Origin of the sequence: Serratia rhizosphaerae, from assembly GCF_009817885.1 — a bacterium.
Classification (GTDB): domain Bacteria; phylum Pseudomonadota; class Gammaproteobacteria; order Enterobacterales; family Enterobacteriaceae; genus Serratia_B; species Serratia_B rhizosphaerae.
Map to the genome: position 1 here is coordinate 4,350,465 of NZ_CP041764.1, position 11,638 is coordinate 4,362,102.

Consider the following 11,638-nt stretch of genomic DNA (forward strand, 5'->3'; position numbering starts at 1 on the left):
TCGTACGATTGCCAATGGCTAACGTTGATGTCACACGACTAAGGATGAAGTTATGCCACAAACCGAGACTCGCCCGGCCGCTGCCACGGGCACCTGGACAGAAGCCGAGATCCGCCAGCAGCCGGCCAGTTGGCTGCGGGCGTTAAATGCTATCGATAACCTGCGCCAGCCGCTTGAGCAGTTTCTTGCGCCGCTGCTATTGAATGAGGATTTACGCATTGTGCTGACCGGCGCCGGCACCTCGGCGTTTATCGGCGAGATTATCGCCCCCTGGCTGACGCGCTACACGGGCAAGCATTTCAGCGCGCTGCCCACCACCGATCTGGTCACCAACCCGATGGACTACCTGAACGCCGCCCATCCGCTGCTGCTGGTCTCCTTTGGCCGCTCCGGTAACAGTCCGGAAAGCCTGGCGGCCATTAAGCTGGCAAATCAGTTTGTGCCGGAATGCCATCACCTGGTGATTACCTGTAATGAGGGCGGCAGCCTGTATCAAAACGCGCGTGACGACGGCAACGCCTTCGCACTGCTGATGCCGGCAGAAACGCACGATCGCGGTTTTGCCATGACCAGCAGCATCACCACCATGATGCTCAGTTGTCTGGCGGCGTTTGCGCCGGCGGCGTTCAGCGTCAGCGCGTTCCGCGACGTGGCCGAGCGCTGCCGCAGTATTCTGGCGTCGCTGGACGATGTCCGCGAGGGCGTGTTCGGCAGCCTGCCGTGGAAGCGCGTCGCCTACCTCGGCAGCGGCGGCCTGCAGGGCGCTGCGCGCGAAGCTGCGCTGAAAGTGCTGGAGCTGACCGCCGGCCGGCTGGCGGCGTTTTACGATTCGCCGGCCGGCTTCCGCCACGGCCCGAAATCGCTGGTGGATGACGAGACGCTGGTGGTGGTGTTTATTTCCAGTCATCCCTATACGCGGCGTTACGACCTGGATCTGCTGGCCGAGCTGCGGCGTGATAACCAGGCGATGCGCGTGCTGGCGATCGCGGCGGAGCCGGACGCGATGATAGAGCAGGGGCCGCATATCCTGCTGCCGCCTTCACGCGGGTTCAACGATGTTGAGCTGGCGTTCTGTTTCCTGATGTATGCACAGATGTTCGCACTGAGCGAATCGCTGAAAGCGGGCATCACGCCGGATACGCCTTCCGCCAGCGGCGCGGTAAACCGGGTGGTGCAAGGCGTGGTTATTCATGCATGGCAAGCGTAGGAGGCACCATGAGCATTATTTCCACCAAGTATCTGTTACTGGACGCGCAGGCCAACGGCTACGCCGTGCCTGCGTTCAATATTCATAATGCCGAGACTATTCAGGCGATTTTGGAAGTGTGCGCTGAACTGCGCTCGCCGGTGATTCTGGCGGGGACGCCCGGCACTTTCAGGCATATCGCCTTTGACGAGATCTATGCGCTGTGCCGCGCCTATTCCGACAGCTACCGGATGCCGCTGGCGCTGCATCTCGACCACCATGAATCGCTGGACGATATCCGCCGCAAGGTGCAGGCCGGGGTACGCAGCGCGATGATCGACGGCAGCCATTTGCCGTTTGACGATAACGTCCGGCTGGTGGCGTCGGTGGTGGCGTATTGTCACCGTCATGACTGCAGCGTGGAGGCCGAGCTGGGCCGCCTGGGCGGCGTGGAGGATGATAGGGCCACCGACGCAGAGCAGGCGTTTATGACCGATCCGCAGGAGGCGCGGCGCTTTGTGGCGCAGACCGGCGTCGACAGCCTGGCCGTCGCCATCGGCACCGCGCACGGCTTATACACCAAGCGGCCGAAGATTGATTTTCAGCGGCTGGCGGCCATTCGCGATGTGGTCAGCGTGCCGCTGGTGCTGCACGGCGCCAGCGATGTGCCGGACGACTTCGTGCGCCGGGCGATTGAACTCGGTGTCTGCAAAGTCAACATTGCCACCGAGCTGAAGATCGCTTTCGCCGGGGCGGTGAAGCAGTGGTTTGCCGATAACCCGCAGGGCAACGATCCCCGTTATTATCTGCGTGTGGGCATGGATGCAATGAAAGAGGTGGTCAGCAATAAAATCAGCCTGTGCGGCTCGGCGGGCCGCATCGGCGCTGAGACGGCGCTGACGGCGTAATGCGTGGTTATTACCGTTACCTTCGATAACAACAATAAGGACCTCTGGAATGAAGAAAGTCACCCGCGTGGCGCTGTTGGCGCTGCTGGTTGCCAACGGCGCGGCCGCCGCGCAATATGCGCTCGATAATGAGAAGATTGCCGTAACCTTTGACGAGGGCAAATCGGCGCTGGCGATTAAAGATAAAACCGGTGAAAGCCGGCTGGCACCGCAGGAGCTGTTTTTTCTGACGTTGCCGGATGAAACGGTGATTCATGCTGCGGAGTTCACGCTGAAGAGCGTCAGCCAGCAGGGCGATGCGATCGTGCTGGCGTATACGCGCCCGGACTTCAACGTCAGCGTGACGCTCAACATGCTGCACGGAAAGTATGCCCGCATCGATTATAAGATTGCGGCGCTGAAGCAGGCGCGCAGCGTGGCGAAGATCACGTTCTTCCCGACGAAGAAGCAGTCCCAGGCCCCGTATGTTGACGGTGCGATTAACAGTTCGCCGATTATCGCCGACTCATTCTTTATCATGCCGGAAAAACCGATCGTCAATACCTACGCCTATGAGGCCACCACCAACCTGAATGTGGAACTGGCGACGCCGATACAGCCGGAAACGCCGGTCAGCTATCGTATCTATTTCGGCACCTTTCCGCAGGTCGGCCAGCTGCGCCGCAGCGTCAACCAGTTCATTAATACGGTGCGCGCGCGGCCGTATCAACCTTATCTGCACTACAACAGCTGGATGGATATCGGCTTTTTCACCACCTATACCGAACAGGATGTGCTGAAACGGATGGACGAGTGGGACAAGGCCTTTATCAGCGGGCGCGGCGTGAAGCTGGACGCGTTCTTGCTGGACGACGGCTGGGATGACCGCACCGGCCGCTGGCTGTTCGGCCCGGCCTTCCGCCACGGCTTTGGCACGGTGAAAAAGAAAGCGGAAAGTCTGCACAGTTCGGTCGGCCTGTGGCTGTCGCCGTGGGGCGGCTATAACACACCGCGCGATATACGCGTCTCCCACGCCAAAGAGTACGGTTTTGAAACCGTTGACGGCAAGCTGGCGCTGTCCGGCCCGAACTACTTTAAGAATTTTAATCAGCAGATCGTCAAGCTGATCAAAAACGAGCATATCACCTCGTTCAAGCTGGACGGCATGGGCAACGCCAACGCGCATCTTGCCGGCAGCCCGTTCGCCTCGGATTTTGATGCTTCGATCGCGCTGCTGGACTCTATGCGCGCCGCCAATCCGAATCAGTTTATCAACCTGACCACCGGCACCAACGCCAGCCCGTCCTGGCTGTTTTATGCCGATTCCATCTGGCGGCAGGGGGATGATATCAATCTGTACGGCAAAGGTTCGCCGGTGCAGCGGTGGATGACCTACCGCGATGCGGAAACCTATCGCTCGATCGTCAGAAAAGGGCCGCTGTTCCCGCTGAATTCACTGATGTATCACGGCATTATCAGCGCGGAAAATGCCTACTACGGCCTGGAGAAAGTGCAGAGCGACGACGACTTTGACGACCAGGTGTGGAGCTTCTTCGCCACCGGTACGCAGCTGCAGGAGCTGTATATCACCCCGTCGATGCTGAACGACCATAAGTGGGATACGTTGGCGCAGGCGGCGACGTGGTCGCGGGATAATGCCGATGTGCTGGTCGATACCCACTGGATCGGCGGTGACCCGACGCGGCTGGAGGTATACGGTTGGGCGTCGTGGCAGCCGGAGAAGGCGATTTTCGGCCTGCGTAACCCGCTGGATAAGCCGCAGACCTATTACCTGAACCTGAGTAAAGACTTCGAAATCCCGCAGGGCGCCGACACCCGCTTTAGCCTGAAGCCGGTTTACGGCAGTAACGACACCTTCCCGCAGGCGTATCAGCAGGCGCTGGTGGTTACCCTGCAGCCGCTGGAAACACTGGTGTTTGAGGCGACGCCGGTCAAATAGGCGCGGCTTAATTCCGACTAATAAAAATCCACGCCGCGGCGTGGATTTTTGCTATCGGCTCAGGCCCGTTCGCCGCCAATCACCTCGCGGATGCGTTTGGCGATGTGCGCCACGTGGGTTTCCAGCGCAAAGTGGCCGGTATCGAGCAGCTCGACGACGGCATCGGGGGTGTCGCGCTTAAAGGCTTCCGCGCCTGGCGGAATGAAAAAGGGATCGTTTTTTCCCCAGATAATCAACATCGGCAGTTGGGCTTTACGGAAGAACGCCTGAAAGTCGGGGTAGCGCTTCAGGTTGTTGGCGTAGTCGAGAAATAGATCCAGCTGGATGTCTTTGTTACCGGGGCGCTCAAGCAGCAGGGCATCCAGGTGCCAGGTCTCGGGAGCGACGCGTTCAGGTTCCGACACGCCATGCAGATATTGCCAGCGAATACCGGCCAGATTCAGCACCGCGTCGTTAACCGCCTGACGGTTGTCGGCGGAGGCGTCCTGCCAGTAGGCGCGGATTGGCGCCCAGGCGTCGCCAAGCCCCTCCAGATAGGCGTTGCCGTTTTGTGAGATAAACCCGGTTACCCGCTCAGGATGGTTGAGCGCCAGCCGCAAACCGGCCGGCGCACCGTAGTCGAAGACGTACAGCGCGTAGCTTTCCAGCCCCAGCGCCTCGACAAAATGCGTGAGGGTCTGGCCCAGTGCGTCGAAGCTGTAGCTATACCGGCGCTGCGCGGGGATTTCGCTAAAGCCGAAGCCGGGCAGATCCGGCGCCACCAGATGGAACTTATCCGCCAGCAGCGGGATCAGCTCGCGGAACTGGTGAGATGAACTGGCAAAACCGTGCAGCAGCAGCAGGGTCGGGCTTTGCGGATCGCCGGCTTCACGGTAGAAAACGCGTACGCCGTCGGCATCGACAAACTGATAGCGTACGGGGAAATAGCGGTTCATGGTCATAATGCGGCTCCAAAGTGTAACTGTTAAAATTAATTTTAAGGGTTACTGGCGGTTTTAGTATGGCGGCATGATGTAACCTGTCAAATGTATTTTTAATGGTTACGGTGACTGAGCAGGATGGAAACAGACGGTTAATGAAAGAGATATCTTTTCGATTTCATCGGGTTAACGGCAGGCTGGTGCCGTTGATGTTGTGCTCAACGCCAGCAGAATAATGTTGTAACTGTTAATCTGTAATTTTATGGGTTACTTTATGGGCGTTGATTTGCGTGGAGATGTCGATGTCTGCTCATTCCCTGAGCGTTGAAGGTCCGCTGTTTATTGCCGACCACGGCGCGCTCGATTTCTTAAATACGGTAGCGCAGTTGGACGGGCAGCCTTATGACTTTTGGCTGTCCGATGATGACGTCCGCCACTGGTTGGCGCTGGCCGGGCTGGCTGCTGCGCCGGACACGCCGATGTTTAGCGACGACGCTCTGCTGCATGAGGCGCGCCGGCTGCGGGACACCATTAGGCAACTGGTCAGACAGAGAAAAGCCGGAGACACGCCGGATCCGGCGGCGCTGAACCGTTACCTGAGCGCCGCCGTCAGCCATCAGCAACTGGTGGCGGATCGGCAAGGCGGGCTGAGTATTAAACGCATCTATGACGGTAAAACGCCGGTGCAACTGCTGGCGCCGGTGGCGGAGCTGGCGGCGTCTCTGTTGGCCGAGACGCATTTTGAGCTGGTGCGTGAATGTGAACACCCCGACTGCACGCTGTGGTTTTATGACCGTACCAAGTCGCACCGTCGCCGCTGGTGCAGCATGGCGCTATGTGGCAACCGGGCGAAGGTCGCCAGATTTCGCCAGCAGAGGAAGTAAGCTGCGGCTTGGTGGGCGGCTTTTGTCCGTTGGGTGATAACCCCGTATAACCGATTAAAATATTGCCGGTAACGCGTGTTCAGCGGTACAGGCCAATTCTCCCGTCCCTTATCCCCGACCTCCATTTCATGATGTCCGCGCCTTAAACAGCGCGGGCAGCGCCCGTCCACAGGAAACGACCTGGCGCTGGCGCATCCGACGTAGCGATTTGTGAATTTTTTTCATAACCACATTGAGCAGGAAACTGTTAATTATTTGTCTAATATTTGTAAATATAAAAAGTCTTCTTCATCTCCGTCATTTTTCTGACGTACCCACCCTTATCAGCATTGCGGGGTAGCCATTGCCTGAGCCTGCAAGCTGAACAGCCGTCATTGTGAGCACTATTTTATCTGGAGCGGTTAGCGATGGAACTCGATATCAACAACAAGATTTATCAGACTGATGCGGACGCGGATACGCCGCTGTTATGGGTTATCCGCGACGATCTGGCCATGACCGGTACGAAATATGGCTGCGGCCTGGCGCAGTGCGGTGCCTGCGCGGTTATGGTGGACGGCCAGGCCGTGCGTTCCTGCGTGACGCCGCTGGAGACCGTCGCCGGGAAAAAAATTACCACTATTGAGGCGATCGAAAGTGATGACGTCGGCAAGCGCGTGGTGGCGGCGTGGGTTCGGCATCAGGTGCCGCAATGCGGTTATTGCCAGTCTGGCCAGGTGATGGCGGCAACCGCCTTGTTAAAGCATAACGCTCATCCTTCGGACGAGGAGATTGCCGCGGCGATGGTGAATTTATGCCGCTGCGGCACCTACAACGCTATCAGCGCCGCCATTCATGAGGTTGCGGGGGAGGGAGACAACGCATGAACCGACGCGATCACGATCTGACGGCTCTGGATGAGCAACCGGTTAACCTTTCACGGCGTCGTTTTCTGCTGGTCGGCGGCAGCCTTGCCGGCGCTTTGGTGCTGGGCGTCGGTTTGCCGATTGGGCAGAGCCGCGCTCAGGCGGCAGACGCCGTTTTAGCACCGGGGACGCGGGTGCCGGCATTCCTGGAAATCCGTCCCGACAGCTCGGTGAAATTCCTTTCGCCGTTTATCGAAGGCGGACAGGGGATATTTACCGCGATGGCGCAGATAGTCGGTGAGGAGCTGGATGCCGATCCGGCGACCTTTATCGTCGAGAATGCGCCTGCCGGTTCACAATATCAGGTGATGGAGGGCGGGATGCGCATCACCGGCGGCAGCCAGTCGGTGCGGGCCAGCTACACCACCATGCGTCGTCTCGGCGCGCTGGCGCGGCAGATGCTGCTGCAGGCAGCGGCGGCGGAGCTTTCCGTTCCGATTGACCAGCTGCAGACCGAGCCGGGACGGGTTATTCATGCGGCTTCCGGTCGTTCGCTGAGCTATGGCGAACTTGCCGCCCGCGCCCGCGATTTATCCGTTCCGTCGCCAGATTCGGTGACGCTTAAAGATCCCGCCCGCTTCCGCTGGATCGGCAAACCGGTTCAACGCCTCGATATGCATGAAAAGTCGACGGGCAAGGCCGTCTATACCATCGACTGTCGCGTTGACGACATGTTGCATGCCGCCGTCCAGCATGCGCCACGGCTTGGCTTGCATGCCGGCAAGTTGCGTAATGAAGAAAAGGTCAAGGCGATGAAAGGCGTGCATTCGGTACATGTACTGCCGGGGGCGGTGGCCGTGGTGGCGGCGCGCTGGTGGCAGGCCAAACGCGCCGCCGAAGCGCTGCAGGTTGAGTGGCTGGAGCCAGATGCGCCGGACGGTAATTATATGCCTGCCGATTTCTCCTCGGAAGCGTTTGCCGCCGTGCTGGCGCAGGAGCCGGGCCAGGGCGAAGATGCGGAAGTGAAGGGGGATATCACGCAGGGGATGTCAGCGGCGGAAACCACGCTGAGCGCGACCTATCACAGCCAGTATCTCAATCATGCCCAGCTTGAGCCGCCTTCCGCGCTGGCGCGCTTTAATAACGACGGCACCCTGGAGCTGTGGATACCGAATCAGGCGCCGGAAATGTTTCAGGCCGACGTGGCTAAACGCACCGGACTCGCCCCTGAAAAAATCATTATCCATTCACCGCTGCTCGGCGGTTTCTTTGGCCGCCACTTTGTCTACGACACCGCGATGGTGTATCCGCAGGCCATTGCGCTGGCCAAAGAGGTTGGCCGGCCTATCAAGCTGATTTGGAGCCGGGAGGAGGAGTTTCTGCGCGACACCCACCGGCCGATGGCCGCGGTGCGTTTCCGTGCCGGGCTGGATGCGCAGGGCTACCCCGTGGCGCTGGAGGCGATCAGCACCTGCGAAGGGCCGACGGAAGGACTGGCAGGCAAACACGGCGAGCAGTTGGATCCCACGGCATTGGAAGGCTTGACGGGTAAAGCGTATGCCATTCCCAACGTGCGTATCGCGCAGATCTATAAAAAGGGGCCGGTCAGGCTGGGTTACTGGCGCTCGGTGGGCAACTCAATGAATGATTTTCTCTACGAGTGTTTCCTCGATGAGATCGCCGATAAGAGCAAGCTGGATCCTTTCGCCTTGCGGCTGCACTTGTTGAAGGGGAATCAACGGCTGACGACGCTGCTTAATACGGTGGCGGAGATGTCCGGCGGCTGGCAGGCCGGTCCTTATACCGCGCCTGACGGCAGCCGCCGGGCGCGCGGGGTGGCGATGGCCTCGCCGTTTGGCTCTGAGGCGGCGGCCATTGCCGAGGTTTCCATCGAGAATGGTCAGGTTAGGGTGCATCAGGTCTGGGAGGCGATCGATCCCGGCAGCATCGTGAACCCGGCTATCATCGAGGCGCAGGTCAATAGTGCGGTTGCCCTTGGGCTATCTCAGGTGCTGCTTGAAGAGAGCGTGTATGAAAAAGGCCAGCCGGTCGCGCGCAACTACGATATGTACCCGATTCTGCCGCCCTCGCGCATGGCGCCGGTGCAGGTACGCATTGTGGAGAGCGGCGCCAAAATGGGCGGCATTGGTGAGCCGCCGCTGCCCGCCATACCGCCGGCCGTGGCGAACGCCGTCTCCCGCTTGACCGGCGAGCGGATCCGCTCCATGCCGCTGTCACGTTTTAACTTCAGCTGAGCCGCAGGCGCTTAAGGGAAAGAACCATGAAACTGAAAAGGCTCGGCCTGATAGTGGCCGGTTTGGTGGGCGTCGCCGCGGTGACGACCGTGTGGCTGCTGCGTACGCCTGCTTCAACGTTTGATCATGAGCCGACGGACACCTCGGCAATCTCCGCCGATCTGATTCGCCAGGGGGAGTATGTCGCCCGGCTCGGCGACTGTGTGGCATGCCACAGCACGCCGGACGGCGCGCCTTTCAGCGGCGGCCTGGCGATGGCGACGCCGGTAGGTAAAATCTACACCACCAACATTACGCCTGATGACGAGACCGGCATCGGGCGCTACACGCTGGCCGATTTCGATCGCGCGGTGCGCCACGGCGTCGCACGTGACGGCCATCGCCTGTACCCGGCCATGCCGTTTCCTTCTTACCAGAAGCTGAGCGATGAGGACGTGGCGGCGCTGTATGCCTTTATGATGCAGGGCGTTAAACCGGTATCCCGCCAGAATAGCCCGACAGAAATTCCGTGGCCGCTGAATATGCGCTGGCCGCTGGCGCTGTGGAGCGCGGCGTTTTCCCGCGGTGGGCCTTATCAGGCACAGGAGAGCCAGGACGAACAGTGGAACCGTGGCGCGTATCTGGTGGAGGGGCCGGGGCACTGCGGCAGTTGCCATACGCCGCGCGGGCTGGCCTTTAATGAGAAGGCGCTGGACGCCGGCAGCCAGGCGTATCTGGCCGGTGCGCTGTTGGACGGCTGGTATGCGCCAAGTCTGCGTAACGATGCCAATACCGGCATCAGCCGCTGGAGCGAAGAGGACGTTGTGACATTCCTTAAGCAGGGGCGCAACCAGCACGCCGTGGTGTTCGGCTCAATGACTGATGCGTTCAACAACTCAACCCAGTTTATGAGCGATGACGATCTGCGCGCGATCGCCCACTATCTGAAAGCCTTGCCGGCCGGAAGTAATAACAGCGGTAACGCCTGGCGATATCCGCAAGGAGAAGCCTCAGCTGCTGCGCCGGACGGCAGTGGGAGTCATCCCGGCAGGCAGACCTATATGGCGCGCTGCAGCAGCTGCCACGGTGCGGATGGTCGCGGTCAGGCGCCGTGGATCCCGCCGCTGGCCGGCGCGACGTCAATGCAGGTTGATGCGTCGTCTTCCATCAACGTAGTGCTGAACGGCTCCGCGCGTATTGTGGCCGATGGCATGCCGGATGCCTACCGTATGCCGCCGTACCGTAAACAGCTTACCGACCAGCAGACTGCCGACGTACTGAACTTTATTCGTACCTCATGGGGGAATCAGGGCGCGAAGACGGATGCCAAGGCGGTTGGGGAGCTACGCGAGAAAACCGATCCCGCCAGCAGCAACGTTATTATCCTACAGATGCGTTAATGGCGAGCGGTGATGATGACTAGTCCTGATATAGGTTGACACTTTTCAGCCTTATAACGCCCGATGAACCTCATCGGGCGTTTTGTATTGTAGCGACAGATGCGGTCGCCGTGCGTTGTAGATTTCCACAGACTGCCTGACCATCTTTCTTGCCTGCACGATGTCTTTCGGTTTGCCAAGCAGGTATTCCGTTTTCAGTATCCCGTTTATCCTCTCCGCCAGCGCATTCTGGTAACAGTCATACCCGTCTGTCATCGAACAGGTGACGCCATGTCGCTTGTGTAACGTCTGATATTCCTGCGAGCAGTACTGGATCCCCCGGTCCGAGTGATGTACCAACGGAGCTGCGGTGCGCCTGCTGGCCAGCGCCATTTTGAACGCACAGGCGACATGCCGGGTATGCAGGCTGTCATGCACATGATACCCCACGATTTTTCTCGACCACGCATCCGTTATCAGACTGATATACGCCGTTCCTGTTTTCAGCGGCAGATAGGTGATATCCGCTACCCACACCTGTTCCGGGCGGCTGGCTATAACCTGATGTTCTCCCGCTTTCAGCAAGTTGGGATGACGGTAAAAACGATGATGGCTGTGCGTTGTCTTATGATACGCCCGTTTAGGCATCACCAGTAAACGGGCGCAGCGCAGTATCCGGAACAGGCGGTCTCGCCCCACATGCACGGGGGCTTCCGGCTGCTGTCGCAGTAAGTGGTGCAGCTTGCGTGTACCCAGTCGGGGCTGGTGTAAGCGGATAGCGGTCACCTGCTCCACTATATGGTGGGCTTGCTCTTCTCTTCCACGTTCACGTTGCAAGGACTGATACCATGCCTGCCGGCTGATACCCATCCACCGGCAGGCGCGTGCTACCGTGAGTCGTGGCGCTTGTGTTTGCGCGATAAGGCAGCCAACTGCTTTTTTGTCAGGGTAGCTCCGAACTCGGTATTCATCACTTTTACGACGGCTTCAAAGAACTGCGCTTTGACTTCAGATTCAGCCAGTTGCTGTTCGAGTTCTTTGATGCGCTGTTCAGGAGTCAGGGGTAACTTGGGCATATCATCTCCGCACAGTCTGGTTGAAGAGGACGAACGCCAGTCGAGTTGGCCATATTTACGCAGCCAGTTCATGACGGTATGACTGCCCTGGATACCGTAGCGGTCTTGTGCCTGACGGTAAGTCATCTCGCCTTTTTCGACCTGTTGGACGACGGCCAATTTAAAGGATAGAGGGTAATCGCGTTGCGTGCGTTTAACATACTGGTTCATCACACTTTCCTCTGTTCGTGAGTAAAATGTGTCAACGCTATTTAGGACGGGTCATGA

Annotated in this window: 8 protein-coding genes and 1 pseudogene; 7 read left to right on the forward strand and 2 right to left on the reverse strand. The window is 59.1% G+C overall.

What is annotated here, in order from left to right; translation table 11 throughout:
* Positions 1 to 52 precede the first annotated feature (52 nt).
* The 3 genes from FO014_RS20195 to FO014_RS20205 are packed head-to-tail and all read left to right on the forward strand — an operon-like array spanning position 53 to position 4,033.
* Positions 53 to 1,207 (forward strand): SIS domain-containing protein, encoded by a 1,155-nt coding sequence (locus FO014_RS20195; protein WP_160030827.1) that lies wholly within the window; start codon positions 53 to 55, stop codon positions 1,205 to 1,207.
* Between the two features lie 8 nt (positions 1,208 to 1,215).
* On the forward strand, positions 1,216 to 2,094 hold the full coding sequence (kbaY, locus tag FO014_RS20200) for a tagatose-bisphosphate aldolase subunit KbaY (RefSeq protein WP_160030828.1): 879 nt from the start codon (positions 1,216 to 1,218) through the stop codon (positions 2,092 to 2,094).
* Between the two features lie 49 nt (positions 2,095 to 2,143).
* Positions 2,144 to 4,033, forward strand: a complete 1,890-nt coding sequence (locus FO014_RS20205) for an alpha-amylase family protein (RefSeq protein WP_160030829.1) — start codon at positions 2,144 to 2,146, stop codon at positions 4,031 to 4,033.
* Between the two features lie 59 nt (positions 4,034 to 4,092).
* Here the strand turns inward: FO014_RS20205 and FO014_RS20210 are convergent, their stop codons facing one another.
* Positions 4,093 to 4,974: an alpha/beta fold hydrolase gene (locus tag FO014_RS20210; RefSeq protein ID WP_160030830.1), complete on the reverse strand. Its 882-nt coding sequence runs from the start codon at positions 4,972 to 4,974 to the stop codon at positions 4,093 to 4,095.
* Between the two features lie 281 nt (positions 4,975 to 5,255).
* Here FO014_RS20210 and FO014_RS20215 point away from each other — a divergent pair, with 281 nt between their 5' ends.
* The 4 genes from FO014_RS20215 (at position 5,256) to FO014_RS20230 (ending at position 10,316) form a co-directional block, all read left to right on the forward strand.
* Positions 5,256 to 5,837: a CGNR zinc finger domain-containing protein gene (locus FO014_RS20215; protein WP_160030831.1), complete on the forward strand. Its 582-nt coding sequence runs from the start codon at positions 5,256 to 5,258 to the stop codon at positions 5,835 to 5,837.
* Between the two features lie 407 nt (positions 5,838 to 6,244).
* Positions 6,245 to 6,703: a (2Fe-2S)-binding protein gene (locus FO014_RS20220; RefSeq protein ID WP_105231440.1), complete on the forward strand. Its 459-nt coding sequence runs from the start codon at positions 6,245 to 6,247 to the stop codon at positions 6,701 to 6,703.
* On the forward strand, positions 6,700 to 8,937 hold the full coding sequence (locus FO014_RS20225) for a xanthine dehydrogenase family protein molybdopterin-binding subunit (RefSeq protein ID WP_160030832.1): 2,238 nt from the start codon (positions 6,700 to 6,702) through the stop codon (positions 8,935 to 8,937). The genes FO014_RS20220 and FO014_RS20225 overlap by 4 nt, the downstream gene beginning before the upstream one ends.
* Before the next feature lie 26 nt (positions 8,938 to 8,963).
* Complete coding sequence (locus FO014_RS20230) at positions 8,964 to 10,316, forward strand: c-type cytochrome (RefSeq protein WP_160030833.1); 1,353 nt, start codon at positions 8,964 to 8,966, stop codon at positions 10,314 to 10,316.
* A gap of 19 nt (positions 10,317 to 10,335) precedes the next feature.
* On the opposite strand, the pseudogene FO014_RS20235 reads toward FO014_RS20230, so the two are convergent.
* Positions 10,336 to 11,581: pseudogene (locus tag FO014_RS20235) on the reverse strand (IS3 family transposase).
* Between the last annotated feature and the right edge of the window lie 57 nt (positions 11,582 to 11,638).